The organism is Streptomyces xanthophaeus (genome assembly GCF_030440515.1).
Classification (GTDB): Bacteria; Actinomycetota; Actinomycetes; order Streptomycetales; family Streptomycetaceae; genus Streptomyces; species Streptomyces kutzneri.
This window is the reverse complement of sequence record NZ_CP076543.1, coordinates 2832813-2858009: the sequence shown is the minus strand read 5'-3', so window position 1 is coordinate 2858009 and position 25197 is coordinate 2832813. Positions and strand designations below refer to the sequence as shown.

Genomic DNA, 25197 nt, shown 5'->3' with positions numbered 1-25197 from the left:
ACGGTCGGTCAAGGGTGGCCGAAGGCCATCACGCAGTGACGCGACGAAGGAGCGCCCTTGAGGGACCGGCCCGACACGGAGGGACGATGGGACTGACGGGAAACCCCCATACGCCACTCTGATTCCGATCAAGAGGCTCCCGACTGCCGAAGCCCCCGCCCCGCCCCGCCTCCCCGTCCCCGTCCCCGTCCCCGTCCCCGTCCCCGTCCCCGTCCCCATCCCCATCCCCATCCCCGCCCCCGTTCGCCGGCTGCGTCAGGATGCGGCGGAGCCAGCGGGTGCGGGCGTTGCGTGCGTCCTGGCTGAGGGTCGCCTCGGGGGCGAGGCTGTCGAAGCCGTGGAAGGCGCCCGGCCATACGTGCAGTTCGGCCTGGCCGCCGGCGCGCCAGATCGCGTCGGCGTAGGCCACGTCCTCGTCCCGGAAGGTCTCGGCCGAACCGACGTCGATGTAGGCCGGGGGGAGCCCGGTCAGGTCCGTGGCGCGGGCGGGGGCGGCGTAGGGCGGCAGGTCCTCGGCTCCGGACAGGTCGCCGAGGAACGCCTGCCACGCGGTGGTGTTGGAGGTGCGGTCCCAGATGTCGACGCCGGCCATCTGGTGGCTGGAGAAGGTGGAGTTGCGGTCGTCGAGCATCGGGCACAGGAGCAGCTGGCCGATCGGCGTGGGTCCGCCCCGGTCGCGGGTGAGCAGGGCGAGCGCCGCGGCGAGGCCGCCGCCCGCGCTCTTGCCGCCGATGACGATGCGATCGGCGTCGATGCCGAGTTCGGCCGCGTGGTCGGCCGCCCAGACGAGGCCGGCGTAGCAGTCCTCCACCGGTTCGGGGTACTGCGCCCGGGGCGCCAGGCCGTATTCGACGGAGATGACGGCCAGGCCGAGGGGGAGGGCCCATTCCCGCAGCAGCTGCGGGAGTACGGACGGGGCGTTGCCCACGATCATTCCGCCGCCGTGCATGTAGTACAGCAGGGGGAGCGGGCCGGCGGCCCCGGCGGGCCGGGCGCTCACGAGCGTGACGTCCCGTCCCGGTACGCGCAGCTCGTCCACCTCGAAGAGTCCGTCGGCCCGGAGCTCCTGGACCGTCGGCCGGGGCCGGGTCGCGATGTCCCGTTCCTGCTGGGCCGCGAGGTTGTCCGGGGTGAGGGGGTCGCGTACCGCGTCTCCCAAAGCCGCCAGTACGAGACCGAGTTCGGGGTCGAGAGGGGGTGTGTTCCCCTGTGCGAGGTCCATGCCGGGCAGTCAACCACAGGCAAATATCCGTTCGATCTGAGGTTTTGTGCATGGGATGCTGCCCGGAGATGAGTACCTTCTCCGTACGCCGTGACACCTTTGTCGCCGTCGCCGCCGTAGCGGTCGCCCTCACCGCACTGGCGGGCTGCAGCGACACCCCGAGCGCCAGGGGCGCCGACCCGGCTGCCGCATCCACTTCCGCAGCGCCCGTAGTGGGTGCGTTCGAGCCCGAGGCGGCCCTCGCGGAGGTCGAGAAGACGCCCTACGCGGCGACGATGAAGGCCACCACCGAGGTCGCGGGGCGGGAGGCGGCCACGATGTCGGGCCGGGCCAACCTCGAAACCGTGTTCACCGGGCGGACGGAGGTCCGGACCGCGGGCGCCCCGCTCATGTGGATGGAGACCGTGACGACGGCCGACGGCAACTACGTCCGCGATCGCTCCAAGGCGGGCGGCACGTGGATGAAGATGCCGCGTTCCGCGGACAACCAGGCGAGCTACGCCGGTTACGCCAGGCTCCTGCTCGCCACCGGCCCCTCCGCGAAGAAGGGCATGGAGGACCAGGGCGGGGTTCCCGCGTACCACCTGTCCGGACGCCTCGGCATCGACCAGGTGGCGTCCGTGGATCCGCGTACGCACCGTTCGATGAAGGCGAAGGGTGTCACCGGCTTCGACTGCGACCAGTGGATCGACGGTCAGGGCCGCACCGTCCGCTTCGAACAGCGCATGGACATGCGCGGGACACCGAGCGCCAACAAGGTCCTCTTCAGCGAGTTCGGGCCGGTGGAGACCTTCGCCGCGCCCACCGAGGGCTGACCTCGGCCCTTCCCGGCCCTTCCCGGCCCTTCTCTCCCCGGCCCTTCCCTTCCCGACCGGCCCCTCCGTCAGCCGCGCAGCAGGCGGGCCTTGGCCGTCGCGAACTCCTGGGGGGTCAGCAGGCCCTCGCGGGCCAGGCCGGCCAGCTGGGTGAGCTCCGCCACCAGGCCGGCCGAGGGGGCCGTCCCGGGCGCTGCGGAGTGGTCCGGTGGGATCGCAGGCGACGGCGACGGCTCCGGATCGGCCGGCTGCGGGGGTTCCGGCGGTGCCCCGGGCGGCGGTTCGGCCGGGCCCACCAGGCCCACCGGGCCCGCGACCGCCGGCTCCCCGGCCCCCGCCGAGCCCGCCGCCGGCTTCGCCGCTCCCGACGCACGCGCCAGCAGGCCCCGCAGCAGCGGGTGCCCCGGCGGGCGGTTCGCCGGGCGGACCGTTACTCCCATCGGGCGGATGAACATCAGGCCACCCCTGCCCGTGGGTCCGCCGGTACCCGGTCCGGCGGGATGCGGACCGAGCCGACGATCCGGCCGCCCGCGGCCCGTACGGCGATCGCCGCGTCCTCGGCCCACAGGTGTTCGACCACGAGCAGCAGGGCGCAGCTCCCGCGTTCCAGGAGCCCCGCCGCCTCCTGGATGTCCTCCGGCCCGATCAGCCGCGCCACGTCCCGGCCCGTCAGCAGGCCGTGCAGCTCCACGAACTCGTCGAACTCGGCCGCCAGTACGTCCCCCGACGCCGTCCTCGTCGCCACGATCCCGTCGATCAGCCGGACCACCCCGGTCTTGCGCAGTCCCATCACGGCCTCGACCGCCGGGGCGCGCAGCTGTTCCTCCGGGAAGGCGAGGACGATGAATTCCACAGGCCCCATGCGCCTCGGCTCCTCACTTTCGATACTTCCGACCGTTTGTGACGACTCTTCGGCACACTATGGCATAAGCGGACATATCATCCGCCTGCTTGCTACGTTTCGGTGCATGACCGCTCTGACGGCAAAGGTGACGGAGCCCGCCCCGCCCCCGCCTCCCGGCGCCGGTGCCCCCAAACGGCGTGGCGTCGAGCTGACGCTCCTCGCCGGAGCCGTCCTGATCTCCGTCCTCGGTCACCTCTACGTCGGCCTCGCCACCACCGGCCACGTCCCCGGCCCCGCCGCCCGCTACGCCACCGGTCTGTGCGTCGCGGCCCTGCTCGCGCACCTCGCCGTCCGCCTGCGGGCCCCGTACGCCGATCCCCTCCTGCTCCCCATCGCCGTCCTCCTCAACGGCCTCGGCCTCGTCCTCATCCAGCGCCTCGACGTGACGACCCCCGGGCACCTCACCGCCGGCGACCAGCTCCTGTGGTCCGCACTGGGCGTGGGGCTCTTCGTGCTGGTCGTCGCGCTGCTCGGGGACCACCGGGTGCTCCAGCGGTACGCGTACGTCTCCGTCGCGGTGGCCCTGGTCCTGATGCTGATCCCCGTCTTCTTCCCGGCGGTCAACGGCGCGCACATCTGGATCCGGTTCGCCGGGCTCTCCTTCCAGCCGGGGGAGTTCGCCAAGATCCTGCTCGCGGTCTTCTTCGCCGCCTACCTCGCCGCGAACCGCACCGCGCTCGCCCTCACCGGCCGCCGGCTCTTCTGGAAGCTGCGGCTCCTCCCCGGCCGCGTCCTCGGCCCGATCCTCGCGATCTGGCTGCTCAGCGTCGGCGTCCTGGTCCTGGAGCGGGATCTGGGGACCTCGCTGCTGTTCTTCGGACTGTTCGTGATCATGCTGTTCACCGCCACCGGGCGCATCGGCTGGATCGCGATCGGACTGCTGCTCGCCGCCCTCGGCGCGTACGCCGTCGGAACCTTCGAACCGCACGTGCACAGCAGGGTGGACGACTGGCTGAACCCCTTCGCCTCCATCGAGCGCGGCGAGGGACCCGGCCAGCTCGCCCAGTCCCTCTTCGCCTTCGGAGCCGGCGGCCTCCTCGGCGCGGGCCTCGGCCACGGCCAGTCCTTCCTCATCGGCTTCGCCGCCAAGTCGGACTTCATCCTCGCCACCGCGGGCGAGGAGCTCGGGCTCGTCGGCCTCGCCGCGATCCTGCTCCTCTACGGGCTCCTCGTCGCCCGCGGCTTCCGCGCAGGGCTCGCCCTGCGCGACCCCTTCGGGCGGCTGCTCGCCACCGGGCTCGCCTCGATCGTCGCGCTCCAGGTGTTCGTCATCGCGGGCGGTGTCAGCGGCCTGATCCCGCTCACCGGCATGGCCATGCCCTTCCTCGCGCAGGGCGGCTCGTCCGTCGTCACCAACTGGATCATCGTCGCCCTGCTGGTCCGGCTCAGCGACAGCGCCCGCAGACCCCGCCCCGCGAAGGAGCCGGACGAGTGATCCGCTACATCCGCTGGTGTGCGTACTTCTGCGCCCTCCTGCTGGTCGCCCTGCTGGTCAACATCGCCCGCGTGCAGGTCTGGGAGTCCGCCGCCTACGGCGCCAACCCCGCCAACAAACGCCCCGCCATCGCGCGCTACGCCGAACCCCGGGGGGACATCCTGGTCGACGGGCGCCCCGTCACCGGCTCCCGCGACAGCGGCCAACTGCTGCGCTACGAGCGGACGTACACGAACGGCCCGCTGTACGCGCCCGTCACCGGCTTCTCCTCCCAGACCTACGGGACCAGCTTCGTCGAGCGCGCCGAGGACGCGATCCTGTCGGGCACCGACCCGGGGCTCTCGGCGTTCCCGCTCTGGTACGAACTGGCCCGCGGCCGCCCCGCCGGCGGGAACGCCGCCACCACCGTCCGCTCCGGAATGCAGCGCGCCGCGTACGCCGGGCTCGCGGGCAAGCGCGGTGCGGTGGCCGCCGTCGAGCCGGTCACCGGGAAGATCCTCGCGCTGGTCAGCAGCCCCTCGTACGACCCGGCCGTGCTCTCCGGTACGGGTACGAAGGTCAAGGAGGCCTGGTCCGCCCTGAACGCGGACCCCGCCCGGCCGATGCTCAACCGGGCGCTGCGCGAGACGTACCCGCCCGGCTCCACCTTCAAGATCGTGACGGCTGCGGCCGCCCTCGACGCGGGCGTGGTCACCGATGTGGACGCGCCGACCCGGACCCCCGACCCCTACCCGCTGCCCGGGACCAGCACCCTGCTGCCGAACGCGGGCACCGGCTGCGAGGACGCCTCGATGGCGGACGCGGTGCAGTGGTCCTGCAACACGGTGATGGCGAAGATCGGGGTGCAGGTCGGGCTGCGCGGGATGGTGGAGGCGGCGCGGCGCTTCGGCTTCAACGGCGAGGGGCTGCGGGTGCCCTCATGGGTGTCCCGGTCGAACTTCGACACCGACATGAGCCAGGACCAGCTGGCCCTTTCCTCGATCGGGCAGTTCAACACCACTGCGACACCGCTGCAGATGGCGATGGTGGCCGCGGCCGTCGCGAACGGCGGCGAGCTCAAGTACCCCTCCCTGGTGGAACGGACGACCCAGGATGACGGTTCCCAGGTCCGGCGCGGCGACCAGCGCAGCCTGGGCCGGGCGATGAACCCGGCCACCGCCCTCCGGCTGCAGGAACTGATGGTCAAGGTGGTGGAGAACGGGACGGGCCGCAACGCCGCGATCCCGGGCGCGGTGGTCGGCGGCAAGACGGGCACCGCGCAGCACGGGGTCGGCAACGCGGGGACCCCGTACGCCTGGTTCATCTCCTGGGCCAGGGCCGAGGGCACGGCGCTGCCGCAGGTCGCGGTCGCGGTGGTGGTCGAGGACGCGTCGGCCGACCGGGGTGACATCAGCGGCAACGGCGCGGCGGCGCCGATCGCGCGGGCGGTGATGGAGGCGGCGCTGGCCGCAGGCTGACACCCGGCTCCCGCCCCCGCCGGCCCGCCCGACCGCCGGGGGCCGCCCCGAGCGTCGAGGCCCGCCCGGAACGCCTCAGGGGGCTTCCGCCCCGTCGGCGATGGCGGCCTCGACCTCCGCCACCCGCGCCGACTCCTCGGCCGCGAACCGCTCGCGGTCGAGGGCCTCGGCGATCTCCTCGTCCTGGCTCATCAGCAGGTCCAGGTTCGAGTCGCCCATGTCGAAGACACCGAGGTCCAGGTAGGCCCGCTGCAGCCGTTCGCCCCACAGTCCGATGTCCTTCACGCACGGCACGATCCTGCTGAACAGCAGCTTGCGGAACAGGTGCAGGAACTCCGACTGCTCACTGATCAGCGCCGCCTCCTTGGCCGCGATCCCGAAGTTCTCCAGCACCTCCACCCCGAGCAGCCGGTCCCGCATCAGGTAGCAGCCCTCGATCACGAACTCCTCGCGCTCGCGCAGCTCGGCGTCGGTGAGCTGCTTGTAGTAGTCGCGCAGCGCCATCCGCCCGAAGGCCACGTGCCGGGCCTCGTCCTGCATCACGTACGCCAGGAGCTGCTTCGGCAGCGGCTTGGTGGTCGTGTCGCGGATCAGGCCGAAGGCGGCCAGCGCCAGCCCCTCGATGAGCACCTGCATGCCGAGATAGGGCATGTCCCAGCGGGAGTCGCGCAGGGTGTCGCCCAGCAGCCCCTGGAGGCTGTCGTTGATCGGGTACAGCATCCCGACCTTCTCGTGCAGGAAGCGCCCGAAGATCTCGGCGTGCCGGGCCTCGTCCATGGTCTGCGTGGCGGAGTAGAACTTCGCGTCCAGGTCCGGCACCGACTCCACGATGCGCGCCGCGCACACCATCGCGCCCTGTTCACCGTGCAGGAACTGGCTGAAGTTCCAGGAGGCGTAGTGCCGGCGCAGCTCGCCCTTGTCCTTCGCGGTGAGCTTGGCCCAGTGCCGCGTCCCGTACAGCGGCAGGGCCTCTTCGGGAGTGCCCAGCGGATTGAACGGGTCCACCTCGATGTCCCAGTCGATGCGCTTGCCGCCGTCCCACTGCTTGTCCTTGCCCTTCTGGTAGAGCGCCAGGAGCCGCTCGCGGCCGTCGGCGTACTCCCAGCTGAAGCGGGCGGAGCCGGCGGCGGGAACCTGCCAGACCGGCTCGCCCGGGTTCTTGGTGTAGAGCTCGTGCGTCGACACTGACGCCCCCTCGTCTCACGTACTGCCTTGTGGGACCGGACAGTTGGCAGCGTCACACGTTGGTAGACGCGGGGTCAACAAGTCGTGCGCGAGGGATTGACGACCTTGCTGACAGGCAGTCTCATAAGAAGTGACCGCCGGTAACTCGACGACGAGGTGTCCGAACCCATGACGACCGTGACCGAACGAGCCGCGCTCCAGGACGCCCTCGGCCTGCTCAAGGACCGCGAGCAGATAGCCGAGCGGCTGCTCGAATCCTCGGCCAAGCACTCCTTCGACCCCGACAAGGAACTCGACTGGGACGCCCCGGCGATCGAGGGCAAGTACTACTGGCCGCCGGAACTGCTCTCCCTCTACGACACCCCGCTGTGGAAGAAGATGGGGGAGGAGCAGCGCATCGACCTCTCCCGCCACGAGGCGGCGGCGCTCGGCTCGCTCGGCATCTGGTTCGAGATCATCCTCATGCAGCTCATGGTCCGGCACATCTACGACAAGTCCCTGACCAGCAAGCACGTCCGCTACGCGCTCACCGAGATCGCCGACGAGTGCCGCCACTCGATGATGTTCGCCCGCATGATCCAGAAGGCCGGCGCCCCCGAGTACCCCGTCTCCCGCCTCAACCACAACCTCGCGCGGATCCTGAAGACCGTCTCCACCACCCCCGGCTCCTTCGCCTGCACCCTCCTCGGCGAGGAGATCCTCGACTGGATGCAGCGCCTGACCTTCCCGGACGAGCGCGTCCAGCCGCTGGTCCGCGGCGTCACCCGGATCCACGTCATCGAGGAGGCCCGGCACGTCCGGTACGCCCGCGAGGAACTGCGCCGCCAGATGCTGACGGCCCCGCGCTGGGAGCAGGAACTCACCCGGATCAGCTGCGGGGAGGCCGCCCGCGTCTTCTCGCTGGCCTTCGTGAACCCGGCCGTCTACGACAACATCGGCCTGGACCGCCGCGAGGCCGTCGCCCAGGTGAAGGCGAGCGGCCACCGCCGCGAGGTCATGCAGAGCGGAGCGAAGCGGCTCACCGACTTCCTCGACGACATCGGCGTGCTGCGCGGGGTCGGCCGCAGGCTCTGGCAGAGCTCGGGACTACTGGCGTAGGAGGAAGGCCGCCGGGCCTGATCCACAGGACCCCCACTCGTCCGGCGTCCGCGGGGCTACCCTGCGGACATGACCGTACGCGCGTACCGCAGGCTGAGCGTCGAGGAGCGGCGAGCCCAACTCCTCGACGCCGCCCTCTCGCTGTTCGCGCACCGGGCACCGGAGGAGGTCTCGCTCGACGACGTCGCCGAGGCCGCCGGGGTGTCCCGCCCGCTCGTCTACCGCTACTTCCCGGGCGGCAAGCAGCAGCTCTACGAGGCCGCCCTCCGCTCGGCCGCCGAGCTCCTCGAACTGTGCTTCGCCGAACCCCAGCAGGGCCCCCTGACCCGGCGTCTGTCCCGGGCCCTGGACCGCTACCTCGCCTTCGTCGACGAACACGACGCCGGCTTCGCCGCCCTCCTGCAGGGCGGCAGCGTCGTGGAGACCTCCCGCACCACGGCGACGGTCGACGGCATCCGGCGGGCCGCCGCCGAGCAGATCCTCTTCCACCTGGGCGTCCCGGCCCCCGGCCCCCGGCTGCGCATGATGGTCCGTACGTGGATCACGGCCGTCGAGGCGGCCTCCCTCATATGGATCGACGAGGGCAAGCAGCCCGAGGTCGAGCGCCTCCGGGACTGGCTGCTGGACCAGTTCATCGCCCTCCTGACGGCCACCGCCGCCACCGACCCGGAAACGGCCGCGGCCGCCCGTGCCGCCCTCGCCCTGGAATCGGCGGACGGCCCGGTCGGGGTCCTGGCCCGCCGCGTGATCCCGGTGGTGTCCGAGGCCGCCCACCTGCTGTGACACTGGTGGGGTGAGAAGCCAACCGACCCCGTTCGAGGGCGGCCCGATGGACGGCCGGGTCCTCCCCGTCCTCCTCGGCCCGACCGGACACCCCCCGAAGTGGTACGAGATCCCCGTCCCGGCACCGGACGGCGGCCCGCCGACGGTACTGCTGTACGAACGCGTCCCGGCGGGGTACTCCAAGCGGCTCGGCCTGCAGAAGGGCTGGAAGTACGACTTCCGCCCCTCGGGCACCAAGCCCCAGGTCCGCTGGCCCTGGACGAAGACCCCACGCCCTTGACCTCGCCGGTCCCTTTACGTTGCCGCGTCGGGGCCTCCGACCGGGCCGGGGTACGCCGAGGCCGTTTCCGGGTCCGCGAGTGTCGGGTCGGCCTCCGGCGGGGGCCGGTCCCGGCCCAGGTCCGGTTCCGTTGCCGCGAGCGTCGGGTCGGGCTCCGGCGGGGGCCGAGTACGCCGGGGCGGGGGCGGGCGCGCCGTGGCAGGGCTCCGACCGGGCCGGGGTACGCCGAGGCCGTTTCCGGGTCCGCGAGCGTCGGGTCGGGCTCCGGCGGGGGCCGAGGACGCAGGGGCGAGGGCCCCGGCCGTCGGCCCGCGCCGCTCACCGCCGCCCGGGCGTCTCCGCCTGGCGCCGCGCCGCCCCGCCGTCGCCGTTTCCGCCCGCAACGCCGAGCCCGAGCCTCGCAGCGCCGCCCCGCCGTCTCCGGCCCGCAACGCCGAGCCCGCGGCCCGCGCGTCCGCCCGCAACGCCGAGCCCGCAGCCCGCACCGCCGCCCCCCGCCGTCTCTGCCCCGCAACGCCGAGCCCGCGGCCCGCACGACCGTCCCCGCGACTCCGCCCGGCAACGCCGAGCCCGCGGCTTGCGGCGCCGGCCCCGCCGTCTCCGGTCGGCAACGCCGGGCCCGCGCCCGCGTCGCCGCCCGCCGACACCCAGCCCGCGGCCGCGCACGCGTCGAGCCGGCCCCGCCCGTAGGCCCCCGCAGCGTCCCGCGGCTCCGGCCAGGAGACCGGCTAGTGGCCCGGGAGACGGAGGACCGCCAGCCCGCCGCCTTCGCCGTCCTCCGCCGCGCGGAACTCCAGCCGCGCCCCGATCACCCCCGCCTGCCCCACGGCGATGGTCAGCCCCAGCCCGTGCCCCTTGCCGCCCCCGCTCCGGAACCGCTGCGGGCCGTGCGCCGCCAGGTACTCGGGGAAGCCGTCCCCGTGGTCCCGTACGGTCACCACCGGCCCGTCCACCGTCAGCACCACCGGCGGCCGCCCGTGCTTGTGGGCGTTGGCCACCAGGTTCCCGAGCACCCGTTCCAGCCTCCGCCGGTCCGTCTCCACGTGCGCATCCCGGAGGATCACCACCTCCGAGTCCGTCCCGGACGCCCGCACCACCCGGCGTACCAGCCGCCCCAACTGGTGCAGGTCGCTCTCCACCACCTCGCTGCCCGAGTCCAGCCGGGAGATCTCCAGCAGGTCCTCCGTCAGCTGCCGCATCGTCCGTACCCGCTCCTGCACCAGCTCCGTCGGCCGTCCCTCCGGCAACAGCTCCGACGCCGCCTGCAGGCCCGTCAGCGGTGTGCGCAGCTCGTGTGCCACGTCCGCCGTGAACCGCCGCTCGCTCTCCAGCTTCGACTGCAGGCTCCCGGCCATGGTGTCCAGCGCCGCCGCCACCGTCGCCACCTCGTCCTGGTGCCGCGAGGGGGCCCTCGTCCGCGGGTCGTCCACGCGCGCGTCGAGGTCGCCCTGGGTGATCCGCCGGGCCACGGCCGCCGTCAGGTGCAGGCGCCGGGTCACCCGGGTCACCGCGAAGGCGCCCACCAGCAGCGTGCCGCCGATCGCCAGCAGCGAGGACCCGATGATCGCGTGGTCCAGCCCGCTGATCGTGCGGGCGCTCTGCCCGTAGTCGACGGTGGTCGCAAGGGCACGGCCGTCCGCCGGGCCCGCCGCCCACATGGTCGGGCGGCCCCGGTGGTCCGCCACCACAGTGCCCCGGCGCCCGCTGACGGCGAGCGCCCGCAGCTCGGGCGGCAGCCCGACGGGATCCAGCCACGAACCGCGCGGAAGGGGCTCGCCCGCCTCGTACGCGCGCGAGACCTCCAGCAGTCTGCCGAGCGCCTTCTCCCGTGCCGTGGCCACCGTCTGCCGGGTCACCTCCACGTGCACGAGGGCGCCCAGCACGGCCGCCAGCGAGCAGCACATCACCACGATGAAGCACGCCGATTTCCAGGTCAGCGTGGCCGTCCAGGCGGGCAGCCGCACGGGCGTCACGGTCGGCCCGGCACGGGAGCGGGTTCCCGGCTCCCGGGGGCCTGCGGATTGCCGGGCACCCGTACGATCTGCTCGCGCGTCGGCAGCATGGTGAGCTGCTTCTCGTCCCAGGACCAGGCGGTGACCAGCTCGTATCCGTGGTTGCCGCTGGGCACCCGCAGGATCACGTCACGCCCGGCGAGTTCCACCGTGATGACGGTCTCCGTGGTCGCCATGATCCGGTTGAGCCGCCCGTCCGGGTCGGCCGTGTACACCCGTACGGACATCATCTTGTCCGGGAACTCGATGCCGACGATCAGCTCGTCCTTGCCGTTGCCCGTGAGGTCCCGGTAGTACGGCTTCAGCACCGGGCACGCCTCCGGATCCTGCTCGTCCTCGTCCTCGGCCTTCGCGCACTCCTGGATCGCGGCCGCCGTCCGCGGCGGCATCCCGTCCGCGCCGACCTCGGTGTCCGGATGGGCGCGCAGCTCGGCCTGGACGAGGGCCACCGGGTCGACGGCGTGCACGTCCTGGTCGCGGACCGGCGGGATCCCCTTCACGTACTCGGGCGGGGCCCCGCCCGGATCGGCGGGCGGTACGGACGCGCCGCGGCGGTCGGGCCACAGATGTACGGGCCCGCTCGCGGTCGGTGTGGAACCGGCGCTCACCAGCCCGCCACTGTCCCCGCAGCCCGCCAGCAGCGGGACCAGCGCGAGAAGGGGGAGCAGCGAGCGCGCGGACACACGCAAGCGCAACCTGTTCACAGCTCCTGTGCCCTTCTGACCGCGATACGCCGACGGCCGATCACGTCGACCACGTCAACCATATGCGGAGGTACATCCGTTTTACCCTGCGGTCTCAGCTGTCCGTGCGCCCTCGGCGCAGCATCGCGAAGCCCAGCCCGGCGGCGCCGACGGCCGCGATCCCGCCGGCGGCGGCGAGCAGCAGCACACCGTCGCCCGGACCGTCCGCCAGCGTACGCAGCCGCCGCCCACCGCCGGAACCGTCGGCGACGACGTGGGTGTCCCCGGTGGCCGCCTTCCGGGGAACGGAGGCCGGAACGACCTGCCCGCCGCGGGCCTCGTTGCGGGTCCCGGTCTTGTGCCCGTCGCCCGCCACGGTGTGGTCGCCGCCCTCGGCCGGGACGCCGCCCACCCAGGAGGTCAGCCGCCCGGCGGGGTCCAGCGCCGCGTGCAGGTCCCCGGAGCCGCCGACGGCGGTGACCCCGTCACGGCTGGTCAGGGTGGCCGCCTTGGCGCCGTCGGCCGCCAGGATCTCGGCCTGGTAGGCGCCGTCGGCCGTGCGGTAGATCTTCGCCGTGGAGACGCCGTCCGCGAGCGAGAGGCTCTTGACGAGGATCGGGCGCGGGGCCGCGGAGTGTGCGGACGAGGCCGCGGGCACCCCCTCGGCCAGGGCGGCGGCGGTGGGCAGCGCCAGCAGACTTCCGGCACATGCGGTCACGGCGGCGGCGCGAACGAGAGTGCGGCGGCTGACGGTGCTCACGGGGAAATCCTTCGGTGCCGGTCAGGGCCTGGGCCATCCAGGTGGGTCAAACCTAGGGCCGGGCCGTTGCGGCAGCGCCCCGTTCGTGTAACAGCGGAGTCGCAAGGTTCCGTCGGAGTCGTTACACATCCGAGGGATTGCCCTGCGGCGCCCCGGCTGCTCCCATGGACGGCGGGGGTGAGGGCGATGCGCGGACTCAAGGTACTGCCGAGCGGCCGGCCCGGCCGCGGCCGGCTGTACGTCAACCTGCCCGACGGGCAGGCGGTGGCCTGGTACGACCGGCAGGCCAACCGGATCAGCGTGCTCGCGGACGACCACCGCGAGGCGATCCTGGCGGTGCTCCGCCCCTACCTGAGCGGGACGGTCTCGATCGGCCCGCCCCCGGTCCCCACCGCCTCCGACCTGCGACGTCTCGCGCTATCGCCGGACGCGGACCTGGCCCCGAACCGCCCGGGGGAGACCCTGCTGGGCGAACTGGAACACGGCCCGGCGGGCACCAGAGCCCGGCACCGGCTGCGCCAGGACCTGACCGCGCAGCAGCGGATGGGCGACGCCTTCGACGCCCTGGAACCCGAGGGCTGGCGGACCCTGCACTGCGTCCCGCTCCCGGGGCTGGGCCGCATCGACCACCTGCTCATCGGCCCGGCGGGCGTCTTCTGCGTGCGTACGATTCCGGGCCGCCGCCAGCGCGCGGTGATCGGCGACCTGCTGCTCACGGTGGGCCGCACGGAACCCCGCCCGGACCCCCGCTGGATCCGCCGCGCGGCGGCCTTCGCGACGGCGGCCCTGGCTGCCAAGGTCACCCCGGCGCTGGCGCTGGTCGACGCCTCGCGGGTCGAGACGGCCCCCACGGTCCGCGACATCCGCATCCTCCAGCCCCCGACGGCGACCCCGAACCTCGCGGCATCCCCCACGACGCTGAAACCCCCGGAGGTGGACGCCCTCTTCGCCCGCGCCCGCGACACCACCACCTGGCTCGGCACCCACTCCGGCCCCACCGGCGTTTGAGGCACCCCACCCCGTCCCCGGCCGCACACCCAGGCCCCCACCGCCGTACATCCCAGCCCCGCCGGCGTTTGAGGCGCGGGGTCCGGGGCGGAGCCCCGGTTTCGGGAAGGGGCGGGTAGGGGAGAGCGCCGCAGGCCCAGCCCAGCCCAGCCCAGCCCAGCCACCGCCACCGCTCAGGCGGAGGTCCGCTTCCGCGGCGTCGCGGCCTTCTTCGCCGCCGCACCGGTCTTCTTCGCCGCCGCGGTCTTGGCCGTCTTGGCCGTCTTGGCCGTGCTCTTGGCCGCCGCCGCGCCCGAAGCCGACCTGCCCGCAGCCGACTTGCCGGTCGTCGTCGTCTTCTTCTTCGTCGCGGCCGAAGCCGCCGTCTTCTTGGCCGAAGCCGCCGTCGACGTCGACTTCTTCCCACCGACCGCCTTCGGCGCAGCCGCCCCCGCCTCCGCCCCCGCCTTCCGCCGGATCGGCGTGACCTCGGCCTCCGCCTCGCCCTCCCGATCCGCCTCCCCCCGGGAAGCCTTCGCGGCCCGCACGCTCTTCTCCAGCGCCGCCATCAGGTCGATCACCTGCCCGCCGGCCGGCTCCACCACGGCCTCCGTCGGCTCGAACGCCCCACCCGACTTCGCCACGATCAGCGCCTCCACGGCCTCCCGGTAGTCGTCGTGCAGCGAGGCCATCTCCACCTCGCCCAGCGTCGCCATCAGTGCGTCCGCCAGGTCGAGTTCGGCTTCCCGTACGGACACCGTGCCCTCCGGAGCCACCCCCTCCGGCGCCCGGATCTCGTCCGGCCAGAGCAGCCCGTGCATCGCGATCACGTCGTCCACGACCCGCAGCATGCCCAGCCGCTCCCGCCCCCGCAGCGCGTACTTGGCGATCGCGACCTTCCGGCTCCGCTTGAGCGCCTCCCGCAGCAGCGTGTACGGCTTCGCCGCCGTCGCGCCGTTCGCCGCGAGGTAGTACGCCGCGTCCATCTGCAGCGGATCGATCTCCTCCGCCGGCACGAACGACATGATCTCGATCGTCTTCGCGGTCGCCAGCGGCAGCTGCGCCAAGTCCTCGTCCGTGATCGGGACGATCGACCCGTCGGCCTCCTCGTACCCCTTGCCGATCTCGGCGCTCGGCACCTCCTCCCCGTCCAGCTCGCACACCTTGCGGTACCGGACGCGCCCGCCGTCACTCACGTGGATCTGGCGGAAGGAGATCGAGTGGCTCTCGGTGGCGTTCACGAGCTTGATCGGGATGCTGACCAGGCCGAAGGAGATCGCCCCGTTCCATATGGATCGCACGGTTCCTCCTGTTTCGTGGCAGTCTCATCGTATGACGCCGATCACATTGGTGGAGGGCCGTCGCATCGCGCTCAGCAATCTCGACAAGGTCCTCTACCCGGAGACCGGCTTCACGAAGGGCGAGGTGCTGCACTACTACGCCACCGTCGCGGGACCGCTGCTCGCCCACGTCCACGACCGGCCGGTGTCCTTCCTGCGCTACCCCGACGGACCGGACGGGCAGCTCTTCTTCACCAAGAATCCGCCGCCCGGCACGCCCGACTGGGTGAGGACCACCCCCGTGCCGCGCTCCGAGGACCTCTCCGCCGCACAGGTGGTCGTCGCCGACATGGCCACCCTCATGTGGTCCGCCAACCTCGTCGTGGAGTTCCACACCCCCCAGTGGACCGCCGGCCACCCCGCGCTCGCCGACCGGATGGTCCTCGACCTCGATCCCGGTCCGCCCGCCACCGTCGTCGAATGCTGCGCCGCCGCGCTCTGGCTGCGCGAGCGGCTCGCCGCCGACGGCCTCCACGCCTACGCCAAGACCTCCGGCTCCAAGGGCATGCACCTGGCAGTGCCGTTGGAGCCGACCCCGTCCGCGCGGGTGTCCGCGTACGCCAAGCAGCTCGCCCAGGAAGCCGAGCGTGAGCTCCCCGGCCTGGTCGTCCACCGCATGGCCAAGGCGCTGCGCCCCGGCAAGGTCTTCGTCGACCACAGCCAGAACGCCGCCGCCAAGACCACCGCCGCCCCCTACACCCTGCGCGCGCGGGCCCGCCCGACCGTGTCCGCGCCCGTGTCCTGGGCGGAGGTCGAGGCCTGCCGGACCGCCGCCGGGCTCGTCTTCCTCGCCGACGACATCGCCCCGAGGCTCGCCCGGGACGGGGACCTCTTCGGCCCGCTCACCGACCCCGAGCAGGCCCGGCCGCTGCCGGGGGCCCGGCCGTGATCCGCGTCGCGCTGGCCGCAGCCGTACGTACCCTGCCGCGCGGGGCGGGACTGGCGTACGAGCCGAAGTTCGACGGCCACCGGCTCGTCGTGCTGCGCTCGGCGACCGACGTGACGCTCCAGGCGCGCTCCGGCCGGATCGTGACCAGCGCCTTCCCCGACCTGGCCGCGGCCGCGCTGCTGCTGCCCGCCGACACGGTCCTCGACGGCGAGGTGGTGGTCTGGCACGCCGGGCGTACGGACTTCGCGCTGGTGCAGCGGCGGGCGGCGGCCACCGCCGCACGGGCCGCGGTGCTCGCGCAGCGCCTGCCCGCCTCGTACGCCGCCTTCGACGTGCTGGAACTGGCCGGGCTGGACCTGCGCGCACGCCCGTACGAGCGCCGCCGGGCCCTCCTCGTCGACCTGCTGCTGCCGCTCGGGCCACCGCTGCAGCCGGTGCCGATGACGACCGATCCGGAACTGGCCGCCACCTGGTACGAGACCCTGCCGGCCAGCGGGATCGAGGGCCTCGTCGTGAAACGGCTGGACCAGGCCTATCCCGCCGGCCGCCGCGGCTGGCAGAAGCTGCGGCACACCGACGTCCGGGACGCGGCGGTGGTCGGCTACACCGGCACCCCGCGCCGCCCGCTCGCCCTGGTGCTCGTCCTGCCGGTCGGGGACGAGACCCCGCTGGTGTCGAGCCCGCTGAGCGCGGCGCTGCGTTCGGAGGTGGCGGCCGAGGTGGCCGCCCGCGGGGCCGCCTCGCCGTTGCTGGCCACGGTCACGGCGATCGGGCTCGGGGAGGTCCCGTTCCGGGCGCTCGACCCACCGCTCACGGCGGAGGTCCGGTACACCTCGACCCGGCACCCGCCGCCGGAGGTGCTGCGGCTGCGGACGGACCTCTGACCCGCGCGGGAGGCGCGGGTCAGAGGGTGGGACGGAGCAGGCGGGCAGGGCGTCGTTCGGGTCAGGAGTGGGCGCCACGCCCTGCGTCCGGCGGAGCCCCCGGCTGCGGATGCGGTCCCGGCCCCTCCGGGAGTTTGTAGCCGGACTCGCGCTCCGCCCGGACCTCGTCCGGATGACTGGAGGTGGTGGAGCCGAAGTTCCCGTAGCCCTGCATCTCGTGAGGCCGCAGGCCACCCTCCGGGATCTCCACCTGGTCCCGCTCCTCGCGGACCTCGTAGACCGCGCCGCCGTCGGGCAGATGCGGCTGACTCTCGGGGGTGGGCGGGGGTGGCTCCTTGGCCCGTACCTTCTTGCCGAGCATGAAGCCGCCCAGCAGGAAGCCGGCGACGAGGATGCCGACGACCAGGAACCATGCGATGTCGGCGAGGGTCGCGTCCACGCTCAGAGTCGTGTCCATAGCGACCATGTTCCCGCACCCAGGTCCGAAATGCTCCGCTATGCCCTGGGTGCCTTGGGCCATCCGGGGTACACGCCCGGTGTGCCACCCACCGAACGAGAAGGAGGCCGGCCATGCCCCGCGGATCTTCCCCGAAGCGCGAGCGGCAGTACGAGCACATCAAGGAAGGCCTGGAGCGGCGCGGCGAACCCGAGGAGAAGGCGCAGGAGATCGCCGCCCGGACGGTGAACAAGGAACGCGCCCGGGCCGGCGAATCCCGGACCGCGAGCAGGGAATCCGTCGAGGACATCTCCTCGTCGCGGCGCGGGGGCCTGCACTCCCACTCGGGCGCGCAGGGCCCCACGTACGAACAGCTCTACGCCGAGGCGCGGCGCCGCAACATCCACGGCCGCTCGGAGATGAACAAGACACAGCTCAAGCGGGCCCTGGGGGAGTGAAAGCGCCTAGGAGTTGATGGGGCCGTCGGCATCCCGCAGGGTCCCGGCGGCCTTGCGCTCCCCGAGCGCCCCCAGGATCTCGGCGCAGATCGCCAGCGCGGTCTCCGCCGGGGTGCGGGCGCCGAGGTCCAGGCCGATCGGTCCGTGCACCCGCGCCAGCCGCGCCTCGGTGACCCCGGCCGCGAGCAGCCCCTCCCGCCGCCGGGCCGTGGTCTTGCGTGAGCCCAGCGCGCCGACGTACGGCACCTCCTGGGCCAGGGCCACCCGCAGCGTCGGCACGTCGAACGACTCCTCGTGGCTCAGCATGACCAGGCACGCGGCGTCCCGGCGTGCCTCCAGCACCTTGGCTGCCTCCTCCGGGCCGGTGACCAGCACGGCCTCCCAGCCCAGCAGCAGGGCCTGCCGCTCGATGATCTCGGCGAGCTCGCCGCCGCCTCCGATGACCACGTACGGGGCCGACGGGAACGCCTCGACCAGCACCAGCCCCGACTCCGCGTACACCGCGTCCCGCCCGGCCCGCCGGGTCGCCAGCAGCTCGCCCGCCCGCCGCCCGGCATCGTCACCGGGCGCGTCCGTGGCCCGGACGACCTCACTGGCGGCCCGGTCCGCGGCCTCGTTCAGCCGGGTCACCAACGCCACCCCGACCCCGTCGCCGAGCAGCTCCCACCACTGGGCCGGGATCGCCGAGAGCGGCTGCAGCAGCACCTCCGCCTGCCCGCCGCAGGTCAGCCTCGCGGCCACGGCCTCGGCGGCCCGTACGGACACCTCGCACACCCGCGCCGTGACCCCGGCCGGCAGGGCCGCGACCTCGGCGGCGAGCTCGGCGTCGAAGACCCCGCGGTAGAGCGTGCCGACACACTCCCCCCGCGTATCGATGAGCACGGCTCCGGCCGGATCCCGCGGTCCGAACCCCTGCTCGGTCACGGGCCGGGCCAGATACCCGGTCCGCCCCTCGGCCACCCACTGCCGCGCCGTCTCCACCAGCTCACGCATCCGCGCCGCCCCTTCTCGATCGTCAGAGCCCGCCACACGGCACCTGGCCAGCGGCGCCATGCAGCCTCACCCCCAACGTACGCACGCACCCCGCACCTACCCACCCCCCAGATCCCACAGACCCCGCCCCACCTCCCTCGTACGGACCACCGGAACCGGCCGACTGCGGCGATGCCGGCCCAGGCCCGCGGCCGGGAACTCCCAGTCTTTCGGCGCGTTCCGGGGCCGGGGTACTGACTGGCAGTCGGGTCAGGGCGGTGCTTGAATGGAAATAGCGCGGTGAACCGGAACTTCGTGAACATACCGAAGCCGGGCCGCGTATCTCGTGCCTCGCAGGCTGCGCATCGCCCTGTGGAGGATCCCGAGCCACAGGTGACGACTCGGGCTGCTGAAGGGACCCGTCCATGGCCAAGTACACGAAAGAGCCGCCCGACTGCAGGTCGGAGATTCTGTTCGTCGGAACCACAGGTCTCAGACCCCTCGCCAATTCTCCCGACGTTCCGGTGGAGATGTACATCGACATCCTCGCGCCCGAGAGCTACATGAGTGTGTACTTCGAGCAGGTCTCCCTCTACATCGAGGTCCTGACGGAGGGTGTGAAGATAGCTCCGCATCCGACCATCAACCCCACCGGTGAGTGGTCGATCTGGGACGGTGGCCAGTGGGTCGTGACCTCGCCGATGAGCCGTCCGCCCACGGATCGGCTGCGTCTGAGGCATTACGACAAGCGCGTGACCTCCGGCTCCACCAACGGAAAGACACACTGGCTCGGCGTGACGGGCCTCCCGAGCACCGGAGCGTTGGAGATGCGCGCCTATTGCGATGCGATCAACGCTGTTGCCGACACCAGGAGTTGCCGGATCCACATGGACGACTTCCATGTGGGCCAGCAGCTTTCAGGATTCCTGGACTGACCCTGTTTCGTGGCCCTCGTCACGAGCGGTGCCCATCCCACGCTAGGAGCATCGGTATGCCTGCCAGCGAATCCGGCGACCGTGTAGTTCTTTTCGCAGACAGGAATTTCCTCGGCCTGGCCCAGTTCCTTGCCGTAGGGTCCTATGATTCATCGGACTTGAGTATCGGGAACGACGTCGTTCGTTCTGTCAAGGTGCCCTCGGGCTTGGTGGTGCGCCTCTATGAACACTGGCACTTTCAGGGCGCTCATCTGGATGTCGGCCAAGACGACCCGGACCTCGGCGAATGGGCAAGGGCGGCAAGTTCGGCCGTCGTCTACAAGGCGACCGACCCTCCCCCCAGGATCAGGAAGATCGTTCTTTACGAAGGTCCGCAGATGACGGGTGCGTCCCGGGTCGTCGGCCCCTTCAATTTTCCCCAGGAGGAAACACGTCCACAGGTGCCGCTCGGTTCTGCACTCATCCCGGACGGAATGGTTCTTCGGGTCTACCCGGAAGTGGTATTCAGTCCGCCTCTGGACTTCACGGACCACTTCAGCGACAACATGAACCTGGGCCCTCGCGGCGCCGAGCACTACTCGTTCAAAGCATTCAAGCAGAACCCGGGCGAGAACCCTTAGAGGCCGGTTCGGGACCTGAGCGGCGCGATGAGGGCCCGCAACCGTGAGAGGTTGCAGGCCCTCCGTGCGTACCGGCTTTGTCCCGCTGGCCAAGACGCAGCGCTCCTAGTCCTGCGCCCCGAGGGTCTCCATGGCGCTGACCCCTTGACGGTTCGACCAGCGGAACACTCCGGGCTGCCGCAGGGACGCCTCCATTCCGGGTTCCGCGCCCCGCACGTTCAGGTGATGGCCCGTACTGAACACCAGGCGCAGGGAGCCGGACTTGAAGACGATCGACGACAGGACGGTGGCCCCGACGAGTCGGCCCCACTCTTCACCGGCAACCGCTACGGCCCCCGGAGCGGTGGCCGGCCCGTCCGTCAGGAGTAAGGGGCCGGCGACCGTGAGCACCACCTCGTCGGCGAACGTCACCGAGAGGGCCGTCTCCGTACGGGAGACGGCCAGCACCGGGCTCCCCCGCAGTCCGATGCGCCAGCGGTCGCCGAGGTCCTCGATCACGACCGGCCCGGGATGTGGTCGAAGATGTTGCCGATGCTGTCACCCGGAGAACCGTCGGGCATCTGGGGGTAGACCTCTCCGGTCTTGGGGTCGACGAGCATGTCCGGGTTCCTGTTGCCGCCGATTCCGCGCCACGCCGCCTGGTTCTTCACCTTGTGGATCGCATCCTTCACCTGCTTCACCGAAAGGCCGGCGGCCTGCGCGATGGCGGCCGGCCTGCTGCACAGTCCATTGGAATTGTGGACCAGAACCGGCGTGACACCCGCGAGCACGTAGTACGTGTGCAGGTCGTTGACCGTCAGGTTGTACGCGCCCTGGAGTTCCTTCCAGTGCGTGACCTTGTCGATCGCGACGGCGGTGCCGTCCGGCGTGCGGAGGGTGTCACCGGAGTTGAGGTCGGCGGCGTCCGTCCACTGCCTGCGGTTCTCCACCCAGACCGGGTGGTGGTCCGTGGCGGTGAGGGAGCCCGCCCCCTGACCGACGGTGATGCCGGTGAAGTCACGGTCGTCGGGGGTGTAGATCGTGCCGTCGACCCGGCGGGGGCCGCCGGCACCCGTCTCGGGATCGGCGGCGAGGACGGTGTCGCCGACCTTGATCTGCTCGATGGGGCGGGTGGCCCCGTCACCCATCAGTACCGGCGTACCGGCCGGGAAGCTGTTGAAGCACCCGGCGACCTTCTCGGTCTTGCGGGCGGCCCGGATGGCCTCGGCCGTGAGCGTGCCGCCGGTCTTGAGCCATTTCAGCACGACGAGCCCGCCCACGACCCGGTCGATGGTGTCCAGGCGCTCACCGGTCGCCAGATCGTTCCCGGTGATGGCTTCCACGACGCCCTTGCCGCTGCTGATGCCGGGAAGCAGGTCGAGCACCATGCCCACCCTGCGGTTCTCGGCGGCGCGCTCCTCGGGCGACTGGGGGTGCGCACCGACCTGGTCGGCAACGTGGGAGAAGTCGAACTTGATGTCCGGTACGGCGAGGATCTTGTCCGCGGCCTTGTTGAACCCGGCGACGGCAGTGGTCATCTGCCCCATGCCCTGGTTCATCTGGCCGACGCCCTCGTTGAGCTGCGTCATCCCCCGGTTGGCCTGCTTCAGGCCCTCGTTCATGCCGTCGATGCTCTTGTTGACATCGACCATGATGCCGTTCATCTCATCGAGGGCCGCGTTCGTCTCGTCGAGACCACGGTTGATCTGGTCCAGGGCGCCGAGGACGTCGTCGATCCACCGGCCGAACGACCCGTCGGCAACGACCGGCGGCCGATCCTCGCCCGGCGGGAAGAACTGGACGGCGGTCATGAAGGCGAGCATCTCGACCGAATCGCTCGCGGTCCCGCTGACGCGCGCCGCCAGCTCCAGCTTGGTGCGCAGCGAATCCACGGCCGGCTTGGCAGCCTTGAACGTCTTGACGAACTGCTCCAGCGCCTCCCGCCGCTTCTTCGGGTCCGTCTCCGCCGTGGGGTGGAGCAGGATTTCCGGCTGCAGCTTCTGGAGGGCGGCCACCTCCTTCGTGATCTCGGCGAACGCCGGCTGCTCGTCGTCCTCCATCGCATCCTTGAACGTGTAGAGGACCACTCCCAGGGCGAGCCCGACCTTGATGGACTTGAGCGCGAACTCCTTGGCGCACTTGGGTCGTTCCAGCAGCGGAAGGTTCTTGCACTTCGCGTACTGCGATACCCGGGCGGCGATCTCCAACAGGGTGGGCGGGCGGTCGAGCGGATCCGCGGCCGCAGCCGTTCCGGCCGCCCCCACCGTCAGGCACATGACGGTGAGGAGTATGACGATCTTCTGTTTGACGTGCTGAAACATGCGTTCCCTACGACGCGGCCCCAGGGGCCGCGTTCCCCTCGGCGGCTGACGGCCGCCGTTGTTACTTGCGCGTAAGCGCTTGGTCGCGGCCCACGGTAAGGCGTTACCGAAGGTCATGATCATCTCCGGGCCGACGGGCGGCCCGCGGCCACGGCCGAGCAGGTCTTTGCGCGCTCCGGGGCCATGTGGATCCGCGGCGACCGACGGTCCTGCCGGGGTCGTGTCATGTGCGGGGCCGGCCTGCGCGGTTGCGGCGGAGTCCGGGCCGCGAACAGGCCGCAGGGTCTGCTGTCCGGCTGCACAGAGCGGCAGTTGGCTGCGCATACGCGAAGACCCCGTCTCAGCGAAGGCGCTGATGGCGGGGTCTTTGGGCACTTCCTGCGAAGTGCCCCCGGCAGGATTCGAACCTGCGCACACGGCTCCGGAGGGCATGATCAGGAGAGACGTGATTGTGCCGTCTACCTGCGTAAATGCCAGCCGGCCCCTTGCCCGCTGGACTTCTCACGCGCCCTCACACGATCTTCCGTCTCAGCCTGCGGTAGCCGTGCATCCCCCGAGCCATCTCGCTTGGGTGAGAATCAGCCTTGCGGCTCATTTGTGTCCCTATCTGAGATGGCGGGTTCTCGTCACACTCATTGGAGTGAGCGAGACATCCATTGGCTGGTGCTGAGTGCGCTGGGGGAAGCCGTTGGCATACGTCCCGATACTCAAGGGCAAGGCGGGGGAGTTCTCGGCCCTGGCGCACGTCACGCCGGCGGTTCGCTCATGCATCCGCCCCGTCATGGAGCTGGTCCCTAACCCAGACGTGTGGGATGTACTGGAGACCTTCTGCGACCGGGCGATGAATGCGGTGCCGAAGGGCGCTGTCCTGACTGTGGACAGCGGTGCCCTGCCAACGGCACGAGTCCTTGAGGGCAAGGCTGGTGGCCCCATGGCCCGCCTCAGCGAGTCTCTCGGCCTCCGTGGCGTGGTGATGTGCCCGGTCGTTCGGTATACGGATTCGCGAGATGTCTTGGCTGAGGCTTCACAGGCGGTCGCTTCGCATCAGAGTGGCGTCTGCCTGCGTGTGTCCGGTGCCGCGGACATGCCGGAGTGCCTTCCTGATCACGGAAAGATCCGGTGGCTGCTTCGGATGCTTCACCTGGATCCGGAAGAGGTCGACCTGCTCATTGACGCTGGGCCGGTGGATTCCAGCGCCGTAAGAGATCGCTTGGCCGACCGTGCGTTGGCCGCGCTTACGGCGCTCTCTCCGTGGCGCTGGCGGCGGGAGTGTGTTGCTGCCGGAGCGTTCCCTGCCAACCTGACGGGGTTCCCGAGGGGTCGGGCGACGCCGGTAGCCAGGCGTGATGCGCAGCTCTGGCGGCGTGTCTTGAGCGGATACCGTGGGAGTTCGCCAGACTTCGGAGATTTCGGTGTGACGCATCCCCGGATGCCGGAGAAGTCCCGTGGAACGCCGCACCCCAACATGCGCTACACGACACCGGACGACTGGCAGGTCTTCGTCTACCCGCGAATCCGCTCCGGCAATGATGACTTCTTCACACTGAGCGCTGACCTGGTCGCGTCCTCATACAGGCCCTCGACAGGGGCGCGAACTTCATGGGGCGATGCACGTCTAAAGGAGTGCGCCATGCGGCAGAGGTCTAAGGCCGGTGGTGGTACGGAGTGGCGGGCGTGGGCAACTTCGCATCACCTAGCGGTGGTTACGTCCAATCTCAACACCCTGGGGTACCCATGAGGTCTGTGGAGACAGCGGTACCTGGTGGGGGACAGCATCGTCCCGAAGTAATCCGGGCAACGGTGGGACCAGTCTCCGATGTGCCCCGACCTTCCTCGAATGGCCGCTGATGGCCCTTGCCGTCCGAGCACGTATGTCACGGTTGTCAGGCAGCTAGCGCGTGTCTCTTTGATGGGTTGGTCAGTTGATCGGATGTGTCTGTCCGATTAGTGATCACTGATGCGATGTGGGACCGGATCGAGCCGCTGATGCCGGCCGATCCGGTCCGTGGACGATGATGGGCCGACCACCGTCGCACCCTTGAGGCCATCGCCTGGAAGTACCGCACCAACTCGCCCTGGCGTGACCTGCCAGGCGAGCTCGGCCCGTTCCAGACCGCTCACAAACGGTTGGCCAGATGGGCTGTCGACGGCACCTGGGAACGGATCCTGGCCTCGGTCCTGGCCGCGGCGGACGCCGCCGACGACATCGACTGGACCGTCTCGGTCGACTCGACCGTCATCCGGGCCCACCAGCACGCCGCCGGAGCACTCAAAAAGGGGCGGCGGGACGCCAAGAGCCAGCCGACCACGCACTCGGACGCTCCCGCGGAGGCCTGAGCACCAAGGTCCACCTGGCGGCCGACGGCCGAGCCCGACCTCTGGCCTTCACCGTCACCGCAGGCCAGGCCGGTGACGCACCGGCCTTCGAGACGGTGATGGACCGTATCCGCGTGCCCCGCACCGGCCCGGGCAGGCCCCGGACCAGGCCCAACGCAGTTCTGGCCGACCGCAGGTACTCCTCACGCGCCATCCGGGCCCATCTGCGACGCCGGGGAATCCGCGCGGTCATCCCGCAGCCGTCCGACCAGATGGGCCACCGCCAACGGCGAGGCCGTCACGGCGGCCGCCCGCCCGGCTTCGACCGCGAGGCCTACAAGCAACGGAACACCGTCGAACGCTGCATCAACCGATCTGAGAGTGGGCTCCTGTACACCCTGCCGTGACGCTGCGGATGGTCATACG

At 71.5% G+C, this 25197-nt stretch carries 24 protein-coding genes and 2 pseudogenes; 14 read left to right on the top strand and 12 right to left on the bottom strand.

All coding sequences use genetic code 11. The annotated features are described in order from the left end of the window. Positions 1-256: 256 nt before the first annotated feature. Positions 257-1222, bottom strand: a pseudogene (locus KO717_RS12115) (alpha/beta hydrolase); the annotation flags it as partial. A 68-nt stretch (positions 1223-1290) separates the two neighbouring features. Here KO717_RS12115 and KO717_RS12110 point away from each other — a divergent pair. Continuing rightward, positions 1291-2037, top strand: coding sequence for a hypothetical protein (locus KO717_RS12110; protein WP_301366474.1), 747 nt, complete (start codon positions 1291-1293; stop codon positions 2035-2037). A gap of 68 nt (positions 2038-2105) precedes the next feature. Here KO717_RS12110 and KO717_RS12105 read toward each other — a convergent pair whose 3' ends face one another. After that, the gene (locus tag KO717_RS12105; protein WP_301366473.1) at positions 2106-2492 is read right to left on the bottom strand and encodes an SHOCT domain-containing protein; all 387 of its coding nucleotides are present in this window, start codon (positions 2490-2492) and stop codon (positions 2106-2108) included. Beyond that, positions 2492-2899, bottom strand: a complete 408-nt coding sequence (locus KO717_RS12100; RefSeq protein WP_150259270.1) for a DUF6325 family protein — start codon at positions 2897-2899, stop codon at positions 2492-2494. Before KO717_RS12100 ends, KO717_RS12105 begins: the two co-directional genes overlap by 1 nt. Positions 2900-3005: 106 nt before the next feature. On the opposite strand from KO717_RS12100, the gene KO717_RS12095 reads away from it, so the two are divergent. Together KO717_RS12095 and KO717_RS12090 are read left to right on the top strand one after the other, a co-directional pair. Further along, positions 3006-4376, top strand: coding sequence for an FtsW/RodA/SpoVE family cell cycle protein (locus KO717_RS12095; RefSeq protein WP_301366472.1), 1371 nt, complete (start codon positions 3006-3008; stop codon positions 4374-4376). After that, entirely contained in the window at positions 4373-5833 is a 1461-nt protein-coding gene (locus tag KO717_RS12090) for a penicillin-binding transpeptidase domain-containing protein (RefSeq protein WP_301366471.1), read from the top strand. The genes KO717_RS12095 and KO717_RS12090 overlap by 4 nt, the downstream gene beginning before the upstream one ends. Before the next feature lie 75 nt (positions 5834-5908). On the opposite strand, the gene KO717_RS12085 is transcribed toward KO717_RS12090, so the two are convergent. After that, the gene (locus KO717_RS12085) at positions 5909-7018 is read right to left on the bottom strand and encodes a ferritin-like domain-containing protein (RefSeq protein WP_301366470.1); all 1110 of its coding nucleotides are present in this window, start codon (positions 7016-7018) and stop codon (positions 5909-5911) included. A gap of 168 nt (positions 7019-7186) precedes the next feature. Between KO717_RS12085 and KO717_RS12080 the strand changes: the two genes are divergently transcribed. The 3 genes from KO717_RS12080 (at position 7187) to KO717_RS12070 (ending at position 9179) form a co-directional block, all read left to right on the top strand. After that, positions 7187-8116: an AurF N-oxygenase family protein gene (locus KO717_RS12080; RefSeq protein WP_301366469.1), complete on the top strand. Its 930-nt coding sequence runs from the start codon at positions 7187-7189 to the stop codon at positions 8114-8116. 69 nt (positions 8117-8185) lie between these two features. Next, positions 8186-8899 (top strand): TetR/AcrR family transcriptional regulator, encoded by a 714-nt coding sequence (locus KO717_RS12075; RefSeq protein WP_301366468.1) that lies wholly within the window; start codon positions 8186-8188, stop codon positions 8897-8899. Positions 8900-8909: 10 nt separating this feature from the next. Further along, positions 8910-9179: a hypothetical protein gene (locus tag KO717_RS12070; protein WP_301366467.1), complete on the top strand. Its 270-nt coding sequence runs from the start codon at positions 8910-8912 to the stop codon at positions 9177-9179. Between the two features lie 728 nt (positions 9180-9907). Here KO717_RS12070 and KO717_RS12065 read toward each other — a convergent pair. The 3 genes from KO717_RS12065 to KO717_RS12055 all read right to left on the bottom strand — a co-directional run bounded on the left by KO717_RS12065 (position 9908) and on the right by KO717_RS12055 (position 12634). Next, the gene (locus KO717_RS12065; RefSeq protein WP_437184496.1) at positions 9908-11152 is read right to left on the bottom strand and encodes a histidine kinase dimerization/phospho-acceptor domain-containing protein; all 1245 of its coding nucleotides are present in this window, start codon (positions 11150-11152) and stop codon (positions 9908-9910) included. Beyond that, entirely contained in the window at positions 11149-11895 is a 747-nt protein-coding gene (locus KO717_RS12060) for a hypothetical protein (RefSeq protein WP_301366466.1), read from the bottom strand. Before KO717_RS12060 ends, KO717_RS12065 begins: the two co-directional genes overlap by 4 nt. A 94-nt stretch (positions 11896-11989) precedes the next feature. Then, positions 11990-12634, bottom strand: coding sequence for a hypothetical protein (locus tag KO717_RS12055; RefSeq protein WP_301366465.1), 645 nt, complete (start codon positions 12632-12634; stop codon positions 11990-11992). A 186-nt stretch (positions 12635-12820) separates the two neighbouring features. On the opposite strand from KO717_RS12055, the gene KO717_RS12050 reads away from it, so the two are divergent. Continuing rightward, on the top strand, positions 12821-13642 hold the full coding sequence (locus tag KO717_RS12050; protein WP_301366464.1) for a nuclease-related domain-containing protein: 822 nt from the start codon (positions 12821-12823) through the stop codon (positions 13640-13642). 173 nt (positions 13643-13815) lie between these two features. Here KO717_RS12050 and KO717_RS12045 read toward each other — a convergent pair whose 3' ends face one another. Continuing rightward, positions 13816-14922: a Ku protein gene (locus KO717_RS12045; protein WP_301366463.1), complete on the bottom strand. Its 1107-nt coding sequence runs from the start codon at positions 14920-14922 to the stop codon at positions 13816-13818. Between the two features lie 31 nt (positions 14923-14953). Between KO717_RS12045 and ligD the strand changes: the two genes are divergently transcribed. Further along, positions 14954-15850, top strand: coding sequence for a non-homologous end-joining DNA ligase (ligD, locus tag KO717_RS12040; protein ID WP_301366462.1), 897 nt, complete (start codon positions 14954-14956; stop codon positions 15848-15850). Continuing rightward, on the top strand, positions 15850-16734 hold the full coding sequence (locus tag KO717_RS12035) for an ATP-dependent DNA ligase (protein ID WP_301374482.1): 885 nt from the start codon (positions 15850-15852) through the stop codon (positions 16732-16734). Before ligD ends, KO717_RS12035 begins: the two co-directional genes overlap by 1 nt. Before the next feature lie 61 nt (positions 16735-16795). Here KO717_RS12035 and KO717_RS12030 read toward each other — a convergent pair whose 3' ends face one another. Then, on the bottom strand, positions 16796-17191 hold the full coding sequence (locus KO717_RS12030; RefSeq protein ID WP_301366461.1) for a DUF6479 family protein: 396 nt from the start codon (positions 17189-17191) through the stop codon (positions 16796-16798). Positions 17192-17304: 113 nt separating this feature from the next. Between KO717_RS12030 and KO717_RS12025 the strand changes: the two genes are divergently transcribed. Beyond that, positions 17305-17628, top strand: a complete 324-nt coding sequence (locus tag KO717_RS12025; RefSeq protein ID WP_301366460.1) for a plasmid stabilization protein — start codon at positions 17305-17307, stop codon at positions 17626-17628. Between the two features lie 6 nt (positions 17629-17634). Here the strand turns inward: KO717_RS12025 and KO717_RS12020 are convergent, their stop codons facing one another. Then, positions 17635-18621 carry an XdhC family protein gene (locus KO717_RS12020; protein ID WP_301366459.1) on the bottom strand — a complete coding sequence of 329 codons (987 nt, stop codon included), beginning with the start codon at positions 18619-18621 and terminating at the stop codon, positions 17635-17637. 404 nt (positions 18622-19025) lie between these two features. Between KO717_RS12020 and KO717_RS12015 the strand changes: the two genes are divergently transcribed. Continuing rightward, a complete protein-coding gene (locus KO717_RS12015; protein ID WP_301366458.1) occupies positions 19026-19535 on the top strand; it encodes a hypothetical protein in 510 nt (169 codons plus the stop codon). A gap of 56 nt (positions 19536-19591) precedes the next feature. Next, the gene (locus KO717_RS12010) at positions 19592-20155 is read left to right on the top strand and encodes a hypothetical protein (RefSeq protein WP_301366457.1); all 564 of its coding nucleotides are present in this window, start codon (positions 19592-19594) and stop codon (positions 20153-20155) included. A 105-nt stretch (positions 20156-20260) separates the two neighbouring features. Here KO717_RS12010 and KO717_RS12005 read toward each other — a convergent pair whose 3' ends face one another. Next, positions 20261-20653: a DUF6188 family protein gene (locus tag KO717_RS12005; protein WP_301366456.1), complete on the bottom strand. Its 393-nt coding sequence runs from the start codon at positions 20651-20653 to the stop codon at positions 20261-20263. Next, positions 20650-22455 carry a polymorphic toxin-type HINT domain-containing protein gene (locus KO717_RS12000; RefSeq protein ID WP_301366455.1) on the bottom strand — a complete coding sequence of 602 codons (1806 nt, stop codon included), beginning with the start codon at positions 22453-22455 and terminating at the stop codon, positions 20650-20652. Before KO717_RS12000 ends, KO717_RS12005 begins: the two co-directional genes overlap by 4 nt. A gap of 670 nt (positions 22456-23125) precedes the next feature. Between KO717_RS12000 and KO717_RS11995 the strand changes: the two genes are divergently transcribed. Then, on the top strand, positions 23126-24193 hold the full coding sequence (locus KO717_RS11995) for a beta family protein (RefSeq protein ID WP_301366454.1): 1068 nt from the start codon (positions 23126-23128) through the stop codon (positions 24191-24193). Between the two features lie 194 nt (positions 24194-24387). After that, positions 24388-25145 (top strand): annotated as a pseudogene (locus tag KO717_RS11990) (IS5 family transposase); the annotation flags it as partial. Positions 25146-25197 lie beyond the last annotated feature (52 nt).

Excerpts from the sequence above, each read along its gene's own strand:
- KO717_RS12080 (WP_301366469.1), top strand. The coding sequence starts at position 7,187 with ATGACGACCGTGACCGAACGAGCCGCGCTCCAGGACGCCCTCGGCCTG.
- KO717_RS12100 (WP_150259270.1), bottom strand. The coding sequence starts at position 2,899 with ATGGGGCCTGTGGAATTCATCGTCCTCGCCTTCCCGGAGGAACAGCTG.
- KO717_RS12015 (WP_301366458.1), top strand. The coding sequence starts at position 19,026 with ATGGCCAAGTACACGAAAGAGCCGCCCGACTGCAGGTCGGAGATTCTG.
- KO717_RS12020 (WP_301366459.1), bottom strand. The coding sequence starts at position 18,621 with ATGCGTGAGCTGGTGGAGACGGCGCGGCAGTGGGTGGCCGAGGGGCGG.
- KO717_RS12010 (WP_301366457.1), top strand. The coding sequence starts at position 19,592 with ATGCCTGCCAGCGAATCCGGCGACCGTGTAGTTCTTTTCGCAGACAGG.
- KO717_RS12075 (WP_301366468.1), top strand. The coding sequence starts at position 8,186 with ATGACCGTACGCGCGTACCGCAGGCTGAGCGTCGAGGAGCGGCGAGCC.
- KO717_RS12105 (WP_301366473.1), bottom strand. The coding sequence starts at position 2,492 with ATGTTCATCCGCCCGATGGGAGTAACGGTCCGCCCGGCGAACCGCCCG.
- KO717_RS12025 (WP_301366460.1), top strand. The coding sequence starts at position 17,305 with ATGCCCCGCGGATCTTCCCCGAAGCGCGAGCGGCAGTACGAGCACATC.
- KO717_RS12050 (WP_301366464.1), top strand. The coding sequence starts at position 12,821 with ATGCGCGGACTCAAGGTACTGCCGAGCGGCCGGCCCGGCCGCGGCCGG.
- KO717_RS12030 (WP_301366461.1), bottom strand. The coding sequence starts at position 17,191 with ATGGACACGACTCTGAGCGTGGACGCGACCCTCGCCGACATCGCATGG.
- KO717_RS12000 (WP_301366455.1), bottom strand. The coding sequence starts at position 22,455 with ATGTTTCAGCACGTCAAACAGAAGATCGTCATACTCCTCACCGTCATG.
- KO717_RS12095 (WP_301366472.1), top strand. The coding sequence starts at position 3,006 with ATGACCGCTCTGACGGCAAAGGTGACGGAGCCCGCCCCGCCCCCGCCT.
- KO717_RS12110 (WP_301366474.1), top strand. The coding sequence starts at position 1,291 with ATGAGTACCTTCTCCGTACGCCGTGACACCTTTGTCGCCGTCGCCGCC.
- ligD (WP_301366462.1), top strand. The coding sequence starts at position 14,954 with ATGACGCCGATCACATTGGTGGAGGGCCGTCGCATCGCGCTCAGCAAT.